A 20752-nucleotide genomic window follows, 5' to 3' on the forward strand; every position below is an offset into this window, starting at 1 on the left:
CTATGCATCCTCCTTGGAGTTGCTTGGCGGCAGGGTATTTCTCATTCCATCATCAGTTACAGCTGCCTGGACTACTCTGCAATATAAGAGCAGCAATAGTCAGTCGGTGTTTTCACCTGCAGCTTGAACTTCGAATTCGCAGGAACGGTGAACTCCCCTGTGCCTTGGATATGAAGCCATTCGCTTGCTCCTGGAAGCAGAACCTCCAGCTCGCCGGCTTGGATCTCCATGATTTCCTTGGCATCCGTTCCGAATTCGTACTCCCCTGGAAGCATAACCCCCAGCGTCTTCTTCGTTCCATCAGCGAACAATACTGTACGACTGGTTACTTTGCCATCGAAGTAAAAGTTCGCATTTTTCAATACGGTCACATTCTCGAATTGGGACATGGTTCGCTTATCTCCTTTGGAAGCAAGACCGGGCTGATCAGCCCGGTCTACTGGTATTCTTTTATTTCAAAAGCTGCTTCACGCGGGCAACTACGTTCTCCACGGTAAAGCCGTATTCTTTAATAACTACAGGACCTGGTGCAGAAGCTCCGAAACGGTCGATGCCAAGAACGCTGCCTTGCTCGCCTACATAACGCTCCCAGCCGAAGGAATGACCCATCTCCACTGCAAGACGAGCTTTCACTTCCGGCAAAATAACGGAGTCCTTGTATTCTTGGGATTGCTTGTCGAACAGCTCCCAGCTTGGCATGCTGATAACGCGAACTTGTACGCCTTCTTCAGCCAATTGCTTCTGGGCAGCTACTGCAAGCTGTACTTCCGTACCAGTAGCGATAATTTGCGCTTGAGGTTTGCCGTTAGCCGCATCGGACAGAACGTACGCACCAAGGCTCAAGCTAGCTGTCGCTTGCTCAGTGCCTTCCAGTTTAGGAGCAGCTTGGCGGGAGAAGATGAGAGCTACAGGGCCTTTTTTGTTCTCAACCGCATAGCGCCATGCTGCAGCCGTCTCGTCGCCGTCTGCCGGACGAATCACGGTAACGCCAGGAATGACGCGCAAAGCAGCCAATTGCTCGATTGGCTCATGAGTAGGGCCGTCTTCGCCGACACCGATACTGTCATGAGTAAATACATAAATAGCAGGTACACCCATAATGGCTGCCAAGCGAACAGCCGGACGCAAGTAGTCGGAGAAGACGAAGAACGTACCGCCGAATACTTTCAGACCGCCATGCAGCAGCATACCGTTCACTGCAGCGCCCATACCGAACTCACGCACGCCGAAGTAGATGTTTTGTCCGCTGTAATCTTTGTGTGTCATCACACCAAGATCTTTCATATGCGTCATGGTAGAGGACTCCAGGTCCGCAGAGCCGCCTACGAGAGATTTTACGTTCTTAGCGATAGCATTCAGCACGATACCGGAAGCGGTACGAGTTCCCTTTTCCGCAGGAGCGGCAGCAGGAATGTCTTTATCCCAGCCTTCAGGAAGGTCGCCGTTAACGGCTGTTTCGAACTGCTTGGCAAGCTCAGGATATGCCTTAGCGTACTCAGCAAACATTTGCTGCCATGCAGCATTCGTTTCGATACCTTTTTGCTTTACAGCAGCAAAGTGAGAGCGTACTTCTTCAGGCACGTAGAAGTGTTGATCCTCAGGCCAGCCGTAAGCTTTCTTGGTTAGAGCCACTTCGTCTACGCCAAGCGGAGAACCGTGAGGACCAACGTGACCGCCTTTACCTGCTTTGTTCGGGCTGCCGTAGCCGATGACGGTTTTTACTTCGATCAGCGTAGGACGCTCGTCTTTTTTAGCTTCCTGGATTGCTTTGTCGATCGCGTTCAGATCGTTGCCGTCTTCAACGCGAAGCACTTGCCAGCCATAGCCTTCAAAGCGTTTGGTGGCACTCTCGGAGAAGGACAGGCTCAGCTCGCCATCCAGGGAAATGTCGTTCGAATCATACAATACGACCAATTTGCCCAGCTTCATATGTCCTGCAAGCGAAGCAGATTCGGAAGAGATCCCTTCCATCAAGTCTCCGTCGCCGCAAATTACAAAGGTATAGTGGTCAATGATATTGAATTTATCTTTATTGTAAACCGAAGCCAGATGTGCCTCAGCGATAGCCATACCTACTGCCATACCAAAGCCTTGTCCCAATGGACCTGTTGTTGCGTCAACACCTGGGGTATGTCCAACTTCAGGGTGACCCGGGGTTTTACTTCCCCACATACGGAACTGCTTCAGCTCTTCCATAGGCAGATCATAACCGCTAAGATGAAGCAAGCTGTACAGCAGCATGGAGCCATGGCCGGCGGACAGAACGAAACGGTCGCGGTTAATCCAGGTCGGATTGTCCGGATTATGGTTCATTACTTTCGCAAACAGCTCATAACCCATAGGCGCTGCGCCCATCGGCATTCCCGGATGCCCGGATTTTGCTTTCTCGATGGCATCGATGGATAGTGTACGGATCGTGTCAATGGACAATTGCTCGATCGTTTTATTCATTACTGTCATGAAAAAAAACCTCCTACTTATTTTAGTGAAAGCGGCAATTCCGGACGCTGCTCGGCATAATCGGCAGAATGTACGGAAATGAACGCCATTGTTAACGTGTGCATGATCAATTGCACGGAAACTCACTGGCACCATTTTACCATTGTCCGTATCGGTTTGCCAGCTTAAACCTGAATTAGATAGAAAAAATTCATACGGAAATTGTGACGGACACTAGAGGAATTTGTTTAATACTGGCGAATATGTTGTATTCGTGGATGAATGAATCCTGTTTACTTGGAGTGGTAGAAGTTAATTATGGATCTGTTATTGGAGCTTGACAAGACGCGTCAAACCTATCGGAAGATGCTGAATTTAAACTGGGTTACCATCCTGTTCACCGTGGTTCTGGAATATCTGATTCACCACTTGGATCCATCAGGAGACGAGAAATCGATCTTAAGCCCGCTGGTCCTCCAGGCGATCGGTTAGCAGCCGTGACCGGTACGTCGGAGATGCTTTACAGGTATCGCAAATTACAAAGCGATGATTTAATGATTATTACCGGCATCATCTTCGCCTCATCGATCATCTATTTGAACCCTAACATCGGCATTGTACCTGCAATCTACATTTTTCCCATCCTAACATCCGTACTATCCTTCAACAAGAAGCGAATTGTGATAGCCCTTTCCTTGATACTCATTTGTTTTGCCGCCATGTATGCCATCACTCCCGAGCTGCGTATCTCCATGAAGCCTATCCATATTATCGGTACTTTATTTTTGTACATCGGCGTCACGATCATTGCCATGAACATTTCGAATAGCGGCATTGAGCTGCTGAACAATCTGAAGAACGCGACCGAGACGAAGCAGGAGCTGCTGGTCAAGACGATTATTATGGACAAGCTGTCCAAGATGGATGCATTGACCGATTTGTACAACCATAAGACCTTCCACGAGTACTTGGAAAAGCTGATTGAGCAGAACGAACGGAATCATCTGTCGCTCCAGCTGGCTATTATCGATATCGATAATTTCAAAAAAATTAACGATACGTACGGTCATTGGGTAGGTGACATTATGCTGCAGCGGGTGGCCAACATCATTAAGGAGACCGTTACGCCGAATGATTTCGTGGCGCGTTATGGGGGTGAGGAATTCGCGGTTATCTTCACGGAGAAAACGATGGAGCAATCGTTCCGCATTGCCGAACAAATCCGCCATAAGCTGTCCGTCACGCTGCAGCCCGAGCTCGACTCCCAAGCGGTTACCCTAAGCATCGGGCTTCACGATTACAAGACAGGCGAAGGCAAGGAAGCGCTCTTCAAGGGTGCTGACACCTCGCTCTACTCCGCCAAGCGAACCGGCAAAAATAAAACGGTCATTCAGGCGCTCATCGGCGACCATAAAGGTGCTTGAGCGGCGGCTTGGAGGCAAAATATCCGCACAAGGCGGGGCGCAATTTATACACGCTGCATTTGAAAGAAAAGAGACTGAGCGTCATGGGAATGACGGCTTCAGTCTCTTTCGATTTCTATTAATTAAATACAACGGTTTTGTTGCCGTGAATGATCACTCGATCTTCAACATGCCAGGATACGGCACGCGCAAGAACGATCCGCTCGATATGGCGGCCGATGCGCTTAAGGTCATCTACGTTATGGCGATGGCTTACACGCTGCACGTCCTGCTCGATGATCGGGCCTCCGTCCAGCTCTTCCGTTACATAGTGTGCGGTAGCGCCGATAATTTTCACGCCGCGGTTATAGGCCTGTGCATAAGGCTTGCCGCCCACAAACGCCGGAAGGAACGAATGATGGATATTGATGATCCGGTTAGGGAAATGCTCGATAAACTTCGGCGTAATGATCTGCATATACCGGGCCAGAACAACCGCATCCACCTTGCCCACCACAAGCTCCAGCTGCCGGCGCTCGGCCTCTGCCTTCGTTGTCGGTGTCACCGGAATGTGGTGATAAGGAATATCGAACGATTCCACAAGGCTCCGCATGTCATCATGGTTACTGATAACCATGGCAATATCGGCTTCCAGATCTCCCGCCTGCCACTGCCACAAGAGCTCCAGCAAAGCGTGATCCTCCTTCGATACGAACACGGCTAGACGCTTCTTGCGGCTGGCGCGGGTAATGCTCCACTGCATCTGAAACTGCTCCGCAACCGCTGCAAAATCCTCTTTGAGCTTCTCTCTGCGGTCGTCCAGATTATCCAGGTCGAACTCGATGCGGATGAAGAACATGCCGCCTTCCGGGTCCATTGTATATTGGTCCGATTGTACGATATTCGCACCTTGTTCATGTAAAAAGCGGGATACCGCCGCAACGATTCCCGGCTGATCCGGGCAGGAAACTAACATTCTGGCGCGGTTTTTCAAATCATCCCGCTGGGCTTTTGGCAAAACATTCGGTGTCATGATACAAACTACTCCTTCATTATTTCAATATTTCCGTTACAGCTGAAATACCTTTTGACCTGCAAACCACGCCGTCAAGCGCTGGTTAATTTGCTCTTCCGATAACTCCGGCAGCACGCGATGCTCGGCAACCAGATCGTACAGGCGCTCCATCGGCTCGCGGCCGTCCTCTTTTTTGGCTTTGGCATCCGTTTTGAGCACTTCCCATACATTCAGTACATAATCGCGCGGATTGATGTCCTGCTTGTTGAAGAAATGCGCCAGCCGTTCAACATCCTCCAGGAAATTGGAGCCGAACCGCTGCTCGACCGTACCGCTCAGCAGAGCGATCTCCGCTTCGTACATCGGACGCTGCAGCTTGTCCTCTTTCCCGATCCATGGGGTTTCCAGAATCAGCGGCAAATGAGTCAGCTTCTCATGATGAACTACATTGTTCATCGCCTCAAACCCGATCCAGCCGGCTCCGACAGTAGCATGACGGTCTTTGCCTGCGCCTTTCGGATTTTTGCTGTCGTTCAAGTGAACGACTTTGATCCGGTCAAGTCCGACCACTTTATCAAAATGCTCCAGCACCCCGTCCAGATCATTGATAATGTCGTAGCCTGCGTCATGAACGTGGCAGGTGTCCAGGCAGACAGATAATCTATCATTATTCTCTACCTTGTCAATGATGGCGGCGAGCTCTTCAAAGCTGCGGCCCATTTCCGTTCCTTTGCCCGCCATCGTCTCCAGGGCGATTTGCACGTTCGTATCCTGAACCCCGGCCAGCACCTCGTTCAATCCTTGAGCGATCCGTGCGATCCCGTATTCCGCATCCTTGTCTGTGTAAGCTCCGGGATGAAGCACAATTTGCTTCACGCCCAAATAATCCGTCCGGCGAATCTCCTCCTGCAAAAAACGAACCGCCAGCTCGTAGGTATCATCCTTATAAGAGCCCAGATTAATAATATAAGGGGCATGAACGATGATCTCTCCGATGCCATGCTTGTCCATCAAGGCTTTGCCTTCATCAATATATTGCGATTCTATCGGCTTACGGCGCGTATTTTGAGGCGCACCTGTGTATATCATGAATGTAGATGATCCGTAAGAGACAGCTTCCTCCGCGGCATTCAGCAGCCCTTTGTCTGAAAACGATACGTGAGAACCGATTTTTACCATCGTATTCCTCATCTCCTTTTTTTCGCACTCACTCTATTTTACTAGGATTGACTCTTATCCACAAGGCTACTTTTGGATATCGCCAAAGTAAGGTATAATAAGGATGAGGTGACAATAATCATGAATTCGGGTTTTATGTATTTTATCTTCTTCTGGGTTTTTGTGCTTCTCTTCTTTATGTCGATAGGCGGCTATTTTATGTTCCGCAAGTTTCTGAAGGTGCTGCCTAAGGCGGACGGCAAGTCCAAGCTGGATTGGCAAAACCATTATGTCGAAGCCTCCCGCCACCTATGGACAGACGAAGCCAAAGACTTTCTTAATATGCTGGTCGATCCTGTGCCGGCCCCGTTCCGGGACATTGCCCGTCATTCCATTGCCGCCAAAATCGGGGAGGTCGCTCTGGAGGACAAAGCCGACCGGATTACGCAGGAGCATTGTCTCCGCGGCTATATTCTGGCCACTCCGAGACGCGATTACAAAAGCTTAACCTCTTATCTCGACAAAAAACAAATCGACTATAGCGCATTAAAGCATCTTCTTCAATGATACAGCAAAGGCTCCCGCCAGATGGCGGAAGCCTTTTTTTCGTTGCTATGGATGGATGACCTCGGAATGAGGTCTTCTTACTTCTTCTTGCCGGGCTTAACAGGCTCCGGCTTCTCCTTATCCAGCTTCACCGTCAAGGTGACCGGAGTACCTGCGATTTTCAATGGATTCGGCTTCAGCTGGGTTGTGCGGAAGCCTACCAGCTTGACTCCTTCCACCGATATCGTTTTGGGCAGCTCCTTCTGCGTCAGATGAGCAATTTGTCCGTCAAGAATGAGGTACAAATCGACCTCATCGTCCGTTTTCATATCGACGGTCAAATATCGATTGTCCTTAGGCAAAATAGCCGCTTCAATCTCGCCGTTCTTTAGATTTTTTTGCAGCACGCCTTTATCGTCGAAGTAATCGCGAACATTGACGATAGAATCATTCGACCAGCTTGCCCCGTTATTGCCGCCGATAATGGATCCCCCTGTATCCCAGTCCGGATACAAAGCCGACGTGTCAGGGTTGTAAATGCCGGAATTGGGGCCGCTGCCCGCTCCGGTTGAGCCTCCCGAGCCGGAACCTTCCAGTTCAATCGTGGAATAGTCGCCCAGCCAGTAGTTTTTGCTTAAATAATTGTATATCCGGTTTAAAATCGTTACCGCCTCGGCACGGGTAACCTTATCCATCGGACGGAAATACCCCAGCTCATTGGCCGTCATGATGCCGGAAACCTGTAAGCTTGCCAGGCTGCTCGCCTGGGCATTGGAGAAAGCATCCGTACCGAAGGTGCAGTCGCTCTTTCCTGTTCCCATCATGAGTATGGGCAGGACGCTGTTCGTCTGCAGCAAGGCCATGCCGGATGCGTCCAGGCGGCCGTCCGATTTGGCGGCATCGTCATACTTCGATTTCTCCTCGAACATTTTGATCGGAATATCTTTATATTCCGATACTACGGAGCATACGTCATTCGGGCTCATGCGCCGATCGATCATCCTCGTGTCAAAGAAGGAGTACAGCATATCCGCAAGCTGGAGCCGTGTCAGCTGGGCATCCGGGTGAAAGGTTAGCTCCCCCGTATTCGTTAATCCGAACACGCCCCAGTTAAACGTTTGGTTGTAAATCTCCGAAATCGGCTTATACGCCCAATGCTGCGGAGATACGTCGGAAAACCCTTCAAGCTTTTGCAATCCTGTTGCATATAAATTAGGCCGGTATTTGTCGAACAAACGGTATACCATGGTTGTCCATTCGGCTTTGCTGATCGTTTGGTTCGGCTTGAATGTTCCGTCCGGATATCCGGTCAATACTTGCTTTTGCGCCATCAAATAAATGGAATTGATAGCCCAGCCGTTTGCTTGCGCGCTGACATCGCTGAATTGAACCTCTGCCTTGGCCGGCATCGGGGGCAATGCAAGCCCTATCACCGTCAACCATAACAAGCAAGTATAGCGGAAGCCTCGTTTCTTTTTCATTGCATACCCTCCAATCCTCTCTACTTAATATCGGTTTTTCCCGCCTTTTTTGTTAATCCATAGAAAAAAAGAAAAGACGGCCCCAAAGAGCCGTCACGTTCCAAGTCATGATGATAATTTCCGTTGAAGCCAATCCAAGATGAGCGACCGCGTCTATGGTTGGTTTATGCCTTTCAGACTTTTAAATCGAGACTTTGTCCCAAATAGGGATGCTGAGCCGCAGCGAAGCCCTGCAACAGCGCATTCACCTGCTCTGTCTGCATATCGGCCGATTTTTTCAACACGGCAATCCCTACGGTTTGCTTTAATGCGCTTGCGCTCAGTGCCATGGATGCCGAGCCTATACTTCCTACGTCCATTGTTCGCGGCCCCCTTTCCGTTCGATTTGGACACGATAGCATCCTCTTCTATTATCGGATACTAAAGTCCTAATCTTTAGAAACGGTTTGCTTTCCGTTTGCGGAAAACAAGTCGAGCCAAACCGATTACGAGCGCTGCCAGCACTACGCCGATAGAATCCACCATCACGTCAATAGCGTGGCCGGTTCTCCCCGGAACGAAGGTTTGATGCCATTCATCCGAAGCTGCGTACAAAATCGAGAAGACTGCGCCTATACCAATAGAAGGAAAAGGCTTGTACGGCCTCGACAGCAAGGTCATCACGCTAAAAAAGCAGAGGATCGCAAACTCCGTGACATGACCGCCCTTACGGATAAAAAATTCGATAAAATCATACGGCTTCGTCCAGGTGACCAAGCCTCCGTCGTAATAAAACTCCACGTGAGGAATCCAATGAAGCAACGTTTCATAGGGAAGCCACTCGGCCAGCAGCGGGCGAATATCCTGCTCTGCATAGGTTTGGGCCGATTTGACAAATATAAGCACGACCCAAAAGCAGGTTAGCGCCAGCCACACCCAAAATGTCCACCGCTTTGCAACTCGAATATGAATCACTCCTATCCGCAAATAAAATAGGTTTGGTTGTTCATATGCGGGGAAAGAACCCCCCCACAAAGTCGGGCCATGGTTACGAAGCTGATTAGGTACATTGCGGAAGCCCCGAGATGAAAATCAATTGTTTACATTAAAAAAAACCCTTGTTTCCAAGGGATTGTATCGTTCGGATAATAATGCGGTTGAGAGGACTCGAACCTCCACGAGCGTACGCCCACCACCCCCTCAAGATGGCGTGTCTGCCATTCCACCACAACCGCAAGTTAATACTATGAGGGATAAAACATGAGCCATGAAGGACTCGAACCTTCGACACCCTGATTAAAAGTCAGGTGCTCTACCAACTGAGCTAATGGCTCTAATCAAGGCATGCTATTCAATTCGATAACCTTCGAAAAGAATGGTGACCCGTAGGGGATTCGAACCCCTGTTACCTCCGTGAAAGGGAGGTGTCTTAACCCCTTGACCAACGGGCCTCGTTATGCATGTTCTTGGTTGCCTTTTTGACGACAAAAGTTATTATATCTGAATGTCTCGAAATTGACAAGCCTTTTCTTAAAATAATATTTTCGTCTTCAAAAGAATTGTATGATATGCTTTGTACAACGAGGTGAACGTAAAAATGATGATCGTACGCTGTCCGGGTACGGATCATGTGTCGGAGGAAGCCATCCGGCCCTTAGCCCCGCATGAGACCGTCTGGATTCATTTGTCCAAGCCGGATCCCGCCGAAGTCAAGCGCGTACTTGTAGAGATGTTCCACTGCCACCCTCTCGCCGTGGAGGATGCCATCAAGCTGAATCAACGGCCCAAGATGGACCGGTATAAGGACCATATCTTTCTTACTTTTTTCGCTATTACCGATAAACGATTGGCTCCTGTGGAGATCGGCATTATCATAGGCGCTAATTATATCGTGACCATATGCAAAAAGCAGCTTAAACTGTTCGAACTGCTGCGGCAGCAATTATTAGCTGTGAAAGAGCTCGCTGATCATCCGGGAGATATTCTGCACCGTTTGCTCGATCTGTGCGTAGATGAATATACCGAAATCACGAATCGGATCGAAGATCAAATGGACGAGCTGGAGCGCAAAATATTCGAGAATCCTTATCTCAAGGTGTCTCATGAGGTGTTTCACCTAAAACGGGCGATGCACCTGTTTCGGCGTATCGCTCTGGAGGAAAGAGCCATCGTGGGATCGATCAGCCACCAGACGTTTCCTTATACCCGTCAGGAAACCGACGCTTATTTCGTCGATATCTGCGACCATATCTCACGGGTGCTGGATTCCCTGGACATGTTCAAGGAATCGTTTACGGCTCTGCTTGAGCTTCAAGTGAATATGAAATCGGACCGGATGAACCAAATCATCAAGACGCTGACGATCGTCAGCTCCATCTTTCTACCGCTGACCTTCATCGCGGGGGTGTACGGCATGAATTTCAAAAATATCCCCGAGCTAAGCTGGGATTGGGGCTACGCCTATGTCTGGGGAGTCATGATTGGGGTCAGCCTGCTCTTGTGGCTCGTTTTTAAGTGGAAACGATGGATTTAAGGAATACAGGATTACTCAACATCCAGGAAACAGGTGATAGTGTTGCAGACATTTTTTTTCATCCTGCTGGGTTTTCTGGACGTTATAGCCACTCTCGCGCTCATGTTCAAAACGTTCCGGTGGCCCTTCTGGGAATATTGGCCCCAATTGACAATCATCGGGCTGGTATTATCGATCGTTTCTTATTTGAACCGGATGGTGCTGGATATCCCAAGCTATGATCTGGCCATCCAGTTTGTTTTATGTGTCCTTCTATTGAGATTTCTGGTTAAAGTCAGTCTTGTCCATGCCATTGATGTCTCTGCCATCGGGTATCTCGGCTTTAACGGTATCGTGCTGCTCGTCTATTTCGGCTTGCTGCGATCGGGAATCGTGACCGTTGATGACGGGCAGCAGTCCGCTAACTGGGGAACCTTCATCATCCAGGTATCCGGCGAGCTTGCTGCATTTTTGACGGCCTATCTTCTGTACTATTATCATTACGGCTTTTCCTTCATCATGAGGCCGCCGCATAATTTGTACTATACCCGTCAGTTATCGGGGTTCAAAAAAATAAAAGCCGTCGTCAACATGATTGGCATTCTAACCATCTTTGCCTCCGTGTACTGGATTATGAATTATCATGAATCCATCTACATTCTGCTGCTGATCATAGTGGTGTCTCTGGCCATACTCGTTTATTTGTCATATAAGCGGGATCTTCAGGATTGATAGCCGTTCTTTTTTCAATACGCGTGCGGCCTACAGGGTGGGTTTTGGAGCTATGGGTTTGCGGTCATGCGCAGTTCTACTCCATTGGGGAATGGATTGCAGGAAAGGATGCTTTTGCAACCTTCCCTACCCGGCAGGGGCTGGTCATGTACATGGTCAGAAAAAAGAAAGAACCGTCCAAACGGACGGTTCTTTCTTTTACGGAGAGAGAGGGATTCGAACCCTCGCACCGCTCACGCAGTCTAACCCCTTAGCAGAGGGTCCCCTTATAGCCACTTGGGTATCTCTCCAAAGCTATGGCTCCCCGAACAGGACTCGAACCTGTGACAACTCGATTAACAGTCGAGTGCTCTACCAACTGAGCTATCAGGGAATACATTTTTAAATTTATCATGAATTTTATTTGAAGTCAAGCGTATGCAATTTCAATTTCCCCCTGCATTTTCCACATGCATATTTGCGCGGATCCAGCTTTCTTTTGCGCAAATACTCCATCTTGCAAGCCGTGCAAACCAGCTTGTACCGGTACGGCTCACGCCGTTTGGCTGTGGGCAGGGATCTGCAGAACCGGGTTCCGCCTACCTGCTTCAGCAGCGCCTTAAAGTCCGCATCCCGGTGCTGGTATCCCCTGTTCAGCAAATGCAGATGATAATGGCATAGTTCATGCTTGATGATCTTCTCGACGTCTTCCTTCCCGAATTGCTCCAGCTGATGCGAGCTGATCTCAATATCATGGGACTTTATAAAATAGCGGCCTCCCGTCGAAGTCAGCCTGCGGTTGAATCGCGCTTGATGCAGAAACGGACGGCCGAACGATTCCAAAGAAATTTGCTCCACCCACTCCTGCAGCTGCTGGTCATTCACACTTGTCCACCCACGTTTCTTTCGCTATTCTCACTTGAATTGTAACCGCATCATAGGCTACACTGTCAAGTAGATAGTTTATCCATCGGATAGTTAGAGCAGCAAAAGCACGAGAGGAGTCCTTATTCATGTCCAAAATGAAATACGCCGTTCTGCAGCTGGGTACAGCCATCGAATTTGTCGAGCTGCCCGCTTCCCACATGTACCAATTAACGGCATTAAATTTACGTCTCCATAAAGAATTAGAAAAGCTGACCGCATCCAATGTGCCTTCCCTTCCTAAGGTTATTGCCGAATGCGACGGCTTGGATATCGTGAATCCGGAATACAAGCTACATCACGGTCTGGACTACATTAACCAGCTGGAGAAAGCCTTCTCCTCCATCAATGAACAAGCCTACCCGCTGATTTCCTTGCTGACCGAAATTCGCGCACTGCAGGCTCAGCTGGAACAGTGGTACGAGGACGAAGAAGAACTCGCCGATTAGGACCTGCACCTATCAGCCCACCCAGCCATATGCTATACCATAAGAACGAAGGCGCATAACGGAAGGGCGGGAAGGGGCTGATTCATATGCCGCAATGGCTTTGCAATCAATTAATGCGGGCATACTATAACAAGAATTTAAGACAAATCCGGTTGTTGAACGATTGCTGGTTTTTCTACCGAACGCGAAGGAGCGATTCGGAGGAATCCTCATCTTCACAACTTTAATAAAGCGAGTGTTTATCAATAAATAGAGCATAGCAAGGAGTTGCATCTCCGGCTATGCTCTATTTTTATGCAGCCCATAAAAGCTTCTGCTGGCTTTAAGGCCTATCCGGTTTAGCGTATTCCCTTCAAATTGATCGTAGAGGAAATCTCACCTTTTTGCTGGGCATTATAAAGCCCTGGAAAGAAGACACCGAGACGAAACCGTAGAAACTGGCTTTGTCCTCGGGCACGCTCTCCCCTACCGATGGAGGCTTCACATTACCATTAAGGCTTTTTCATGGTCAAGCTGACACGGCCCTTTTTCAAATCCACGCTCAACACCCATACGGTTACCGTGTCCCCGACAGACACCACATCCATCGGATGCTTCACATAAGAGTCGCTCAATTGGGAAATATGGACGAGACCGTCATTTTTGATGCCGATATCGACAAAAGCACCGAAGTCAATAACGTTGCGCACCGTGCCTTGAAGCTCCATGCCCGGCGCCAAATCCTCGATCTGCAGTACGTCCGTACGAAAGATCGGGGCTGGCAGCTCGTCCCGCGGGTCGCGTCCCGGGCGCTGGAGGCTGTCCAAAATGTCGCGCAGCGTAGGCACGCCGACCCCCAGCTTAACAGCCAGCTCCGCAGGCTCCACCTGCTGGAGCATGTCCTTGAGCTCCTGGGAGCCCAGCTGGGACAGCTTCAGCTTCAGCTCAGCGAACAGCTTGTCCACGACCTCGTAAGACTCCGGATGAATCGGCGTGTTATCCAGCGGATTCTTCCCGTCGCTGATACGAAGGAAACCGGCGCACTGCTCAAAGGCCTTCGCTCCCAAGCGCGGTACCTTTTGCAGCTGTGAGCGGCTCACGAACTTGCCGTTATCCTCGCGGTACTTCACGATATTTTTGGCTAACGTGCTGTTGATCCCCGATACATAAGAGAGCAAAGAAGGCGAGGCCGTATTTACATCCACTCCGACATGGTTAACGGCGGATTCAACGACGAACGTCAAGCTCTCGTCCAATCTTTTTTGCGTCACATCATGCTGGTATTGACCGACACCGATCGCCTTGGGCTCGATTTTGACCAGCTCGGCCAATGGATCCTGCAGGCGTCGGGCGATAGAGATAGCGCTCCGCTCCGCCACGTCAAGATCCGGGAATTCGGTCTGCGCCAGCTTGGAAGCCGAGTAGACGCTCGCACCCGCTTCGTTGACGATCAAATACTGCATGCGTCGCTCCTTGATCTCGCTGATCAGCTCGGCTACGAACTGCTCCGTCTCGCGCGATGCCGTACCGTTACCAATAACAATGAGCTCAACTCCGTAAGTCTCGATCAGCTTGCGGAACTTGGCCTTAGCCTCGGCTACTTTATTGTTAGGAGGGGTCGGATAGGTCACGGCAATCTCCAGCATCTTGCCCGTCTCGTCCACTACAGCAAGCTTGCAGCCTGTCCGGTAGGCCGGATCGACTCCCAGCACCACCTTCCCCTTCACGGGGGCTTGCAGCAGCAAATTACGCAAGTTTTCGGCGAATACCTGGATGGCCTTCTCCTCCGCCTTCTCCGTCATCTCGTTGCGAACCTCGCGCTCAATAGACGGCGCCAATAGCCGCTTATACGCGTCCTCAATAACCGCCTGGAGCGTGTCCCTCACGACGGAAGGCCCCTTGATCGTCCGGCGTCCGATATAATCGTGGATGCGGTCTGTTTGGACCTCCAGCGACACCTTAAGCACATCCTCCCGCTCCCCGCGGTTAATGGCCAGAATACGATGCGGAGGCAGCTTGCGGACCGGCTCCTGGTAGCTGTAATACATTTCATAGACGGATTCCTGCTCGGCATCCTTCGCCTCGGTTCTTACAATCCCTTGGTCATATGTATATTGGCGAATCCACGCGCGGATTTTGGCATCGTCGGCAAGCTGCTCCGCCAGAATATCCATCGCACCCTGCACAGCCTCATCCGCTGTCTTAACGCCCTTCTCTTCGCTGATGTACCTGCCCGCTTCCGCTTGGAGATCTCCCTGCCGCGGCTGGGACAGAATCCAGGCTGCCAGCGGCTCCAGGCCTTTCTCCTTCGCTACGCTTGCCCGGGTTTTCCGCTTCTGACGGTAAGGACGGTACAAATCCTCCAGCTCCTGCAGCTTGACGGATGCTTCGATAGATTGCTTCAGCTCGTCCGTCAGCTTGTCCTGCTCGGCAATAAGCCGGATGACCTCCAGCTTGCGTGACTCCAGATTGCGCAAATACATGAGTCTCTCTTCGATGTCCCGAAGCTGGTTCTCATCGAGCTCCCCCGTCATCTCTTTGCGATAGCGAGCAATAAAAGGAATCGTATTGCCTTCATCGAGCAAGCCAACCGTAATACGAACCTTGGCTGCGGCTAACCCCAGCTCACCCGCAATTTGCTTCAAAATGCGCTCCTGAATGGCCGCCTTCATCTCTTCATTAAGCTCGGTCCCCGCTTTGTTGTCCTCTAGCTGCAGCACTTCATCCTTCGACATCGACATGTACTCCTTGTCCTCCTCCGTCTATTCCCACTACTAAGGGCTATCCAGTTCCGGCACAGCCCCCGAGCCCTTGTTTTAGCTGCATGCTGACCCCTCTATGGGGCCAATTTGCAGACTGCCATGCTAACCAAGAGCACAACAGCAACTCTTGTTCACGATGGTCAAAAGCATACAGACAATAAAAAACGAGGGATCCCCCACGCGGTCCCTCGCTTCAATCCCATGAATGCGTTAAAACTCAATCAGTCCCACGCTAACCTGCAATGCATCGTCCACTTTACGCATCGTCTCTTCGTCAAGGTGAGTAATTTTATCTGTCAGACGCTGCTTATCAATCGTGCGAATTTGCTCAAGCAAAATGACAGAATCTCTGTCAAAGCCGTGAGATTCCGCATCGATCTCAACATGTGTAGGCAGCTTAGCCTTTTGAATCTGAGCTGTAATCGCTGCTACGATGACCGTAGGACTGAAGCGATTCCCAATGTCATTCTGAATGATGAGCACCGGACGAATGCCGCCCTGCTCGGAACCAACGACAGGTGATAGATCTGCGAAAAAAACATCGCCTCGTTTGACAATCAATAGTTACACCCCGCTAACTAAACGGTCAAGAGTGCTATCCGCTTCTTCCTCCGCTTGAAATGCCTCCGAAGCCATGTGTAAGTTGATTTTCGCCATTTCCATATATCCGCGCTGCATGGATTCCCTCAGGTGACGTTTCTTCCGTTCCACCAAATACAGCTTCATCGCCTGACGAATAAATTCGCTGCGATTCGAGTTTTCCTTTTCCACAATACCGTCTACTTCCTGCAGCAAATAGTCCGGTAAGCTGATCATGATTCGTTTAGTGTTCTGCGCATTGGACACCAAGCATGCACCCCCAAAAACATACAAACAGTATTACCATTATGGCGAATATACAGCAAAATTATACAAGATGAGTATATGCCAGAGGTATAGCAAATATGTTATACCTCTCTTGTTCCCACACCATAGAGTTCCAAGTCATAAGAATCCACAGAAGTATGTATTATACATATTCGCGGCCAAACCCGAAATTCCTCTACTGAGCTTCTATGAAAATGATTGGAAAATGTTCACATCGAGCTGCTATAACCGGGCATTCCAGCCCTGGCGCATCAACGGGTTCACCGTCGATACGACTTCTCCGTCACGGATATATACGCGCGGTACGCGGTGAGAAATCATGCAAGTAATCTCGTAATTGACCGTACCGAGCCAATCGGCATGCTCTTCCGCGGTAATCTTCTCTTCCCCTTGTCTGCCAAGGATAACAACCTCTTCGCCATTGTGGACATCGTCAATCCCCGTCACATTCATCATGCACTGGTCCATACAGATCCGTCCGACGATCGGCTTCCGCTCCCCTTTCACCAGCGCCTGCGCTTTGCCGGTCAGCATTCGGGAGAACCCGTCGGCATAACCGATCGGAAGCGTAGCAATCGTCTCCTCGCCTTGGGTCCGATAAATCGTCCCGTAGCTGATCCCCGAGTTGGCCGGAAGCGTTTTGACCATGACGACCCCCGTTTTGATGCTCATCACGGGCTCCAGCTCAATGACCTGATGGTTCACTTCATCCGATGGATACAAGCCGTACATGCTGATGCCAAGACGCACCATGTTATAGGTTAGTTCAGGAGAATCAATCGCTGCCGCGCTATTGCCGGCATGGACATAAGGAAACTCCGTACCCTTCTCCGCAAAGTAGGTTACAATCCTTTCAAAACGCCGGTATTGCTCCAGCGTATACGTTTTGTTCTCTTCATCGGCACAAGCGTAGTGAGTGAACAGCCCCTCGACATAAAGCCCCGGTATCGCAAGCGCCCGTTCGATGAACGAAATCGCTTCGGATTCCGTAGTAAGCCCTAACCGGTTCATGCCGGAATCGATCTTGACATGGATTTTCAGCGGCTTCTCTCGCGGCTGCAGCTGTTCAAATGCGTCCAGCAGCTCCTGGCTGTACATATTGACGGTAATATCGTACTCCCAAGCCATCTCCAAGCCTTCCGGAGGCGTGTAGCCCAATACCAGGATCGGTGCTGTAATCCCCGCCTGCCGAAGCTCCAGGCCTTCATCCAAAAAAGCCACCGCGATATATTCGACGCCGCACTTCAGCGCCTCCCGGCTGACCTCCACCGCTCCGTGCCCGTAAGCATCCGCTTTGACCACGGCCATCATCTTCACCTGGGCAGGCAGCACTCGACGAAACCCTAACAAATTGTGTCGCAATGCGTCCAAGGAAATCTCTACCCGTGTAGGCCGGTAAAACGAATCCATAAGTCCACCTTCTTCTGCGAAAATCAAGGGAAGCTCCCTTAAGCAGGGAACTTCCCCCTTGTCGTTTTCCATGTGTCATTCAATAAACCTATGGTAATCCGATCTACAACAGGTGTCAATGAACAAAATCTTGAACATCCACTTATCAGGAAATCGTTAGTTTTTGGTAAAAAGGTTGCGCCAAAACGCCTTTTTCTCACGTTTTTACCTAAAATATTGGAAGAAATGTACGCTTTATCTCCGGCCTTGTTGCCGCTTCAATCTGAATCTAGAGCAAAGGGTTGGAAGGTTCAGGATAGGCGACCATTAATTACTTGCCTTATGCTTACTTGCCCATCTCATCCTGGACGGCTTGAGCGACTTTAATCATCTCTGTCTGATGAAGATCCGCCGTCGACAGCCGGAATTCTACCCCTTCATAGGTCCATGTCATCGTCTTCTTCTCGTCCCCGATAACAACAGCCAGGGTGAAGCCCAAATCAACAATGTTGCCCGGAAGCGAGGTTACGGTTTGCGTCTCAGGACGGGACTCCACAAGCGTATAGTTGTACTTGCCGGAGTAGCGCAGCATCACCGCATCTTCATCGCCCAGCTTGATCATCTTGACATCCTGCTTCTTCACGCCGTTAGGCACATAATGCGGCTCGATAACGCCAAACGACAGACCTTGTTTGGATGTATCGCCTTTCGTTCCGGCTGCTGTTCCCGTAGTACCTGCTGCGGCACCCGTGGCCGCTCCGTTGGCTCCTGTACCGCTGGCAGCGCTGCTGGAACCGCTTGGCGGGTTGGTCGTCCCGTTCGTCGGATTAGCTGCACCTGTGCCATTCGCAGCCCCCTTGGTTGCCGTACCGCTTGCTGCACCAGACGTAGCTTTGTCTGCCGGCGCTGTGGCGCCAGCATTGCCGTTGCTAGACGTTCCGGCTGTTGTTCCCTTCGCTGCGTCACTGGAAGCTACGTTGGTGCCTACAGCGGATCCCGCTTTAGCTCCAGTTGCGCCATTGGAGGCAGTGCTGCCGCTGTTTGTGGATGTGCCACTGCTGCTAGTCGCTCCGCTAGTAGTGCCTGTTGCTTTATCGGTGGCTGCTCCCTTGCTATCCGCCTTGCCGTCTATCGTTCCGGCATCATGAGTGCCTGGCTGTCCGGATGTCGGTAAGGACATGATGTTCCAGCTTGTCATATTCCGCTGCATGTCAAAGGAATCCTTATCAAACTTCTTACCGAATTCAAATTGATTGAAATCCACAATCATCATCACATTGGCATTCGCATCGGATACCTCCACGTGCTGCGGTGCGTAATTCTTTTTGTCCAGCCAAATCTTCTGCCGCGCAAGCGATCCGTTCTGGTAATTCGCCAAAACATCGAACACATACGCATTTTGATCCGTCGTAAAATGACGCTCATTATCCATCAGAATGCTTTGGATAAGTGATTGGTACAAATAGACTTGTCCTTGATTTTCCGGCCAATCGCTCTGGAACCGGAAGCTCTTGTTCAAGTGAGGTGTCAGCACAAACACCCCGTCATCGTTACGCAGTACAATCTGAGTAATGTCCTTCTTGGCATTCGTCAACGAGATCCGATAGTAATGAGGGTTCTGGAACCATACTTCCACTTGATACTCTTGCGGCTCCTGCCCCGTGTGCAGCACCATCCGCCCGCTGCCTTGATAGCTCTGCAGCTTATTCATAACCGAATCCAAATCCTTAACCACCGATCCCGAATCCTTCTTGCCGCAGCCCGCCAAAACCAGGCTCAAGCTCAACACTAAGGCAATCACCCACGTGAATCGCCGCATCTTGAATCCCCTCCACCACACTAAGTTAATTTCAACTGATAACATGTCTATGTGGGGACTTGGACAATTATGCAGACAAGGTTGGGGGAGGAAATAAAAACTCCTATAACCGGTTGGTTATAGGAGTTGGTGGAAATATTAATTAAAGAATACTTAAGATGAACTGATTAACTTGTTACATTATCTCTGGTCTGCCCTTTAAAAAGGAAATTCCATCTGGGTTCAACAATCCATCTGAAAATGTTTCGAACACCGTCCATTGATAGCAGTAATGAAATAGCTATTCCAATTAAGATCAAAAACCCTTTAATCCATGTGGAAGAAAAATGACTATAAAAACCGCAATAAATCAAGTACTTCATAACGAATCCATGTATTAAGTAAGGATATAGTGTATTCTTCCCCAATTTCGAAATTACTGGTATCTGTTTTGGTGGAGCCAGAATTAATACACACAGGCACATGATAGCAGCAATCAGATAGATCATTATCCGATAAATGCCAGCGTACCATTCTTTATGATGCAATGCTTCATATGAAAAGCTTCCATATAACCATTGAACACTTATTCCATGACCAAATTGAAAGAATGCAAGAAAAGAAAGACCAATTATAACTAATGAAATTATTCGAAACTTACGCGTCATAAACCGCTCCAGGTATTGCTTATCAAAATAGTATCCACTTAAAAAGAAAGGAAAAAAGACAATAGTTCGCGATAAACTACCATAATAACCGATGTCATTGGCGTACCCTGCCAATATTGCTAAAGCTATTGAAATCGGTAATGCATAGCGGATCTTTACTGCATATGGCAAAGCAACCTTCCACAAAATCATGCTAAATAGGAACCACATAATCCAATATGGAGTCAAGTATGAAAATTCTAATTTGTCCTTTTTGAAAATCCAAAAATCAAAGAGGGAATAGAACGTTTCGAAAAAAAGGTATGGTAACATCAACTTGCTAATGACCTTGTTGAAATAATCACTCGAATGGATATTTTTTGAGAAATAACCAGTTATGAAAACAAAAAGAGGCATATGAAATGAGTAGATCCACAGGTATAAGGGTTTGAAAGTTTGCCCATTATTTAGTGGCTCAATAATATGTCCCAAGATAACTAGTGTAATAAGAATGAATTTCACATTGTCGAAATAAGAATCTCTTTGTTTCATTGCAATCTCCTTTTTAATCCCTCGGTCTTTAGTCCAATTTCGACATAATTCTTCATTAATCGGCTTCACTATTTTAAGTCAAAATTGAGTAGGAGGAGGCGGCTAGCCCCCGTCCTCTCACACCACCGTACATGCGGGTCC

At 49.3% G+C, this 20752-nt stretch carries 21 protein-coding genes and 5 tRNA genes; 7 read left to right on the plus strand and 19 right to left on the minus strand.

Features of this window, described 5'->3' with window-relative positions; all coding sequences use genetic code 11:
* Positions 1-71 precede the first annotated feature (71 nt).
* The gene (locus tag GGC63_RS24710) at positions 72-389 is read right to left on the minus strand and encodes a pyrimidine/purine nucleoside phosphorylase (RefSeq protein WP_192704600.1); all 318 of its coding nucleotides are present in this window, start codon (positions 387-389) and stop codon (positions 72-74) included.
* Between the two features lie 61 nt (positions 390-450).
* A complete protein-coding gene (gene tkt, locus GGC63_RS24715) occupies positions 451-2460 on the minus strand; it encodes a transketolase (protein WP_192704601.1) in 2010 nt (669 codons plus the stop codon).
* Between the two features lie 297 nt (positions 2461-2757).
* Between tkt and GGC63_RS24720 the strand changes: the two genes are divergently transcribed.
* The gene (locus GGC63_RS24720) at positions 2758-2931 is read left to right on the plus strand and encodes a hypothetical protein (RefSeq protein ID WP_192704602.1); all 174 of its coding nucleotides are present in this window, start codon (positions 2758-2760) and stop codon (positions 2929-2931) included.
* 5 nt (positions 2932-2936) lie between these two features.
* A complete protein-coding gene (locus GGC63_RS35220; protein ID WP_192704603.1) occupies positions 2937-3863 on the plus strand; it encodes a GGDEF domain-containing protein in 927 nt (308 codons plus the stop codon).
* A gap of 118 nt (positions 3864-3981) precedes the next feature.
* On the opposite strand, the gene purU is transcribed toward GGC63_RS35220, so the two are convergent.
* Entirely contained in the window at positions 3982-4875 is an 894-nt protein-coding gene (purU, locus tag GGC63_RS24730; RefSeq protein WP_079913872.1) for a formyltetrahydrofolate deformylase, read from the minus strand.
* 36 nt (positions 4876-4911) lie between these two features.
* On the minus strand, positions 4912-6036 hold the full coding sequence (locus GGC63_RS24735) for a deoxyribonuclease IV (protein WP_192704604.1): 1125 nt from the start codon (positions 6034-6036) through the stop codon (positions 4912-4914).
* Between the two features lie 120 nt (positions 6037-6156).
* Between GGC63_RS24735 and GGC63_RS24740 the strand changes: the two genes are divergently transcribed.
* Positions 6157-6582: a DUF2621 family protein gene (locus tag GGC63_RS24740; protein ID WP_192704605.1), complete on the plus strand. Its 426-nt coding sequence runs from the start codon at positions 6157-6159 to the stop codon at positions 6580-6582.
* A 77-nt stretch (positions 6583-6659) separates the two neighbouring features.
* Here GGC63_RS24740 and GGC63_RS24745 read toward each other — a convergent pair whose 3' ends face one another.
* The 6 genes from GGC63_RS24745 to GGC63_RS24770 all read right to left on the minus strand — a co-directional run bounded on the left by GGC63_RS24745 (position 6660) and on the right by GGC63_RS24770 (position 9472).
* Positions 6660-8042 carry an S-layer homology domain-containing protein gene (locus GGC63_RS24745; protein WP_192704606.1) on the minus strand — a complete coding sequence of 461 codons (1383 nt, stop codon included), beginning with the start codon at positions 8040-8042 and terminating at the stop codon, positions 6660-6662.
* Positions 8043-8215: 173 nt separating this feature from the next.
* On the minus strand, positions 8216-8401 hold the full coding sequence (locus tag GGC63_RS24750) for a YjfB family protein (protein ID WP_192704607.1): 186 nt from the start codon (positions 8399-8401) through the stop codon (positions 8216-8218).
* A 76-nt stretch (positions 8402-8477) separates the two neighbouring features.
* Positions 8478-8957 (minus strand): VanZ family protein, encoded by a 480-nt coding sequence (locus GGC63_RS24755; RefSeq protein ID WP_256865551.1) that lies wholly within the window; start codon positions 8955-8957, stop codon positions 8478-8480.
* Positions 8958-9173: 216 nt separating this feature from the next.
* Positions 9174-9256: transfer RNA gene (locus GGC63_RS24760), tRNA-Leu, on the minus strand.
* 26 nt (positions 9257-9282) lie between these two features.
* A tRNA-Lys gene (locus GGC63_RS24765) sits at positions 9283-9355 on the minus strand.
* A gap of 42 nt (positions 9356-9397) precedes the next feature.
* Positions 9398-9472: transfer RNA gene (locus GGC63_RS24770), tRNA-Glu, on the minus strand.
* 146 nt (positions 9473-9618) lie between these two features.
* On the opposite strand from GGC63_RS24770, the gene corA reads away from it, so the two are divergent.
* Together corA and GGC63_RS24780 are read left to right on the plus strand one after the other, a co-directional pair.
* Positions 9619-10554 (plus strand): magnesium/cobalt transporter CorA, encoded by a 936-nt coding sequence (gene corA, locus GGC63_RS24775; RefSeq protein WP_225948475.1) that lies wholly within the window; start codon positions 9619-9621, stop codon positions 10552-10554.
* 39 nt (positions 10555-10593) lie between these two features.
* Positions 10594-11265: a hypothetical protein gene (locus GGC63_RS24780; RefSeq protein WP_192704608.1), complete on the plus strand. Its 672-nt coding sequence runs from the start codon at positions 10594-10596 to the stop codon at positions 11263-11265.
* A 201-nt stretch (positions 11266-11466) separates the two neighbouring features.
* Here GGC63_RS24780 and GGC63_RS24785 read toward each other — a convergent pair.
* The 3 genes from GGC63_RS24785 to GGC63_RS24795 all read right to left on the minus strand — a co-directional run bounded on the left by GGC63_RS24785 (position 11467) and on the right by GGC63_RS24795 (position 12129).
* Positions 11467-11555, minus strand: a tRNA-Ser gene (locus GGC63_RS24785).
* Between the two features lie 7 nt (positions 11556-11562).
* A tRNA-Asn gene (locus GGC63_RS24790) sits at positions 11563-11638 on the minus strand.
* A gap of 26 nt (positions 11639-11664) precedes the next feature.
* The gene (locus GGC63_RS24795; RefSeq protein WP_079913865.1) at positions 11665-12129 is read right to left on the minus strand and encodes a SprT family protein; all 465 of its coding nucleotides are present in this window, start codon (positions 12127-12129) and stop codon (positions 11665-11667) included.
* A gap of 128 nt (positions 12130-12257) precedes the next feature.
* On the opposite strand from GGC63_RS24795, the gene GGC63_RS24800 reads away from it, so the two are divergent.
* Complete coding sequence (locus GGC63_RS24800; protein ID WP_079913864.1) at positions 12258-12617, plus strand: hydrolase/acyltransferase; 360 nt, start codon at positions 12258-12260, stop codon at positions 12615-12617.
* An 86-nt stretch (positions 12618-12703) separates the two neighbouring features.
* Entirely contained in the window at positions 12704-12844 is a 141-nt protein-coding gene (gene cmpA / locus GGC63_RS24805) for a cortex morphogenetic protein CmpA (protein WP_144028043.1), read from the plus strand.
* 264 nt (positions 12845-13108) lie between these two features.
* Here cmpA and GGC63_RS24810 read toward each other — a convergent pair whose 3' ends face one another.
* The 6 genes from GGC63_RS24810 to GGC63_RS24835 form a co-directional block, all read right to left on the minus strand.
* Positions 13109-15331 carry a Tex family protein gene (locus GGC63_RS24810; RefSeq protein WP_192704675.1) on the minus strand — a complete coding sequence of 741 codons (2223 nt, stop codon included), beginning with the start codon at positions 15329-15331 and terminating at the stop codon, positions 13109-13111.
* Between the two features lie 237 nt (positions 15332-15568).
* Positions 15569-15919 (minus strand): type II toxin-antitoxin system PemK/MazF family toxin, encoded by a 351-nt coding sequence (locus GGC63_RS24815; RefSeq protein ID WP_028553083.1) that lies wholly within the window; start codon positions 15917-15919, stop codon positions 15569-15571.
* Between the two features lie 3 nt (positions 15920-15922).
* Complete coding sequence (locus GGC63_RS24820) at positions 15923-16204, minus strand: CopG family ribbon-helix-helix protein (RefSeq protein WP_079913984.1); 282 nt, start codon at positions 16202-16204, stop codon at positions 15923-15925.
* A gap of 243 nt (positions 16205-16447) precedes the next feature.
* Positions 16448-17635 carry an alanine racemase gene (gene alr, locus GGC63_RS24825; protein WP_192704609.1) on the minus strand — a complete coding sequence of 396 codons (1188 nt, stop codon included), beginning with the start codon at positions 17633-17635 and terminating at the stop codon, positions 16448-16450.
* A 325-nt stretch (positions 17636-17960) separates the two neighbouring features.
* The gene (locus GGC63_RS24830; protein ID WP_192704610.1) at positions 17961-19433 is read right to left on the minus strand and encodes an outer membrane lipoprotein carrier protein LolA; all 1473 of its coding nucleotides are present in this window, start codon (positions 19431-19433) and stop codon (positions 17961-17963) included.
* 167 nt (positions 19434-19600) lie between these two features.
* Positions 19601-20611, minus strand: a complete 1011-nt coding sequence (locus tag GGC63_RS24835) for an acyltransferase family protein (RefSeq protein WP_192704611.1) — start codon at positions 20609-20611, stop codon at positions 19601-19603.
* Positions 20612-20752: the final 141 nt, after the last annotated feature.

It is taken from the genome of Paenibacillus sp. OAS669 (genome assembly GCF_014873645.1).
Classification (GTDB): Bacteria; Bacillota; Bacilli; order Paenibacillales; family NBRC-103111; genus Paenibacillus_S; species Paenibacillus_S vulneris.

Coding starts and splice junctions, on each gene's coding strand:
- GGC63_RS24710 (WP_192704600.1), bottom strand. CDS start 389: ATGTCCCAATTCGAGAATGTGACCGTATTGAAAAATGCGAACTTTTAC.
- tkt (WP_192704601.1), bottom strand. CDS start 2,460: ATGACAGTAATGAATAAAACGATCGAGCAATTGTCCATTGACACGATC.
- GGC63_RS24720 (WP_192704602.1), top strand. CDS start 2,758: ATGGATCTGTTATTGGAGCTTGACAAGACGCGTCAAACCTATCGGAAG.
- purU (WP_079913872.1), bottom strand. CDS start 4,875: ATGACACCGAATGTTTTGCCAAAAGCCCAGCGGGATGATTTGAAAAAC.
- GGC63_RS24735 (WP_192704604.1), bottom strand. CDS start 6,036: ATGGTAAAAATCGGTTCTCACGTATCGTTTTCAGACAAAGGGCTGCTG.
- GGC63_RS24740 (WP_192704605.1), top strand. CDS start 6,157: ATGAATTCGGGTTTTATGTATTTTATCTTCTTCTGGGTTTTTGTGCTT.
- GGC63_RS24745 (WP_192704606.1), bottom strand. CDS start 8,042: ATGAAAAAGAAACGAGGCTTCCGCTATACTTGCTTGTTATGGTTGACG.
- GGC63_RS24750 (WP_192704607.1), bottom strand. CDS start 8,401: ATGGACGTAGGAAGTATAGGCTCGGCATCCATGGCACTGAGCGCAAGC.
- corA (WP_225948475.1), top strand. CDS start 9,619: ATGATGATCGTACGCTGTCCGGGTACGGATCATGTGTCGGAGGAAGCC.
- GGC63_RS24800 (WP_079913864.1), top strand. CDS start 12,258: ATGTCCAAAATGAAATACGCCGTTCTGCAGCTGGGTACAGCCATCGAA.
- cmpA (WP_144028043.1), top strand. CDS start 12,704: ATGCCGCAATGGCTTTGCAATCAATTAATGCGGGCATACTATAACAAG.
- GGC63_RS24810 (WP_192704675.1), bottom strand. CDS start 15,331: ATGTCGAAGGATGAAGTGCTGCAGCTAGAGGACAACAAAGCGGGGACC.
- alr (WP_192704609.1), bottom strand. CDS start 17,635: ATGGATTCGTTTTACCGGCCTACACGGGTAGAGATTTCCTTGGACGCA.
- GGC63_RS24830 (WP_192704610.1), bottom strand. CDS start 19,433: ATGCGGCGATTCACGTGGGTGATTGCCTTAGTGTTGAGCTTGAGCCTG.
- GGC63_RS24835 (WP_192704611.1), bottom strand. CDS start 20,611: ATGAAACAAAGAGATTCTTATTTCGACAATGTGAAATTCATTCTTATT.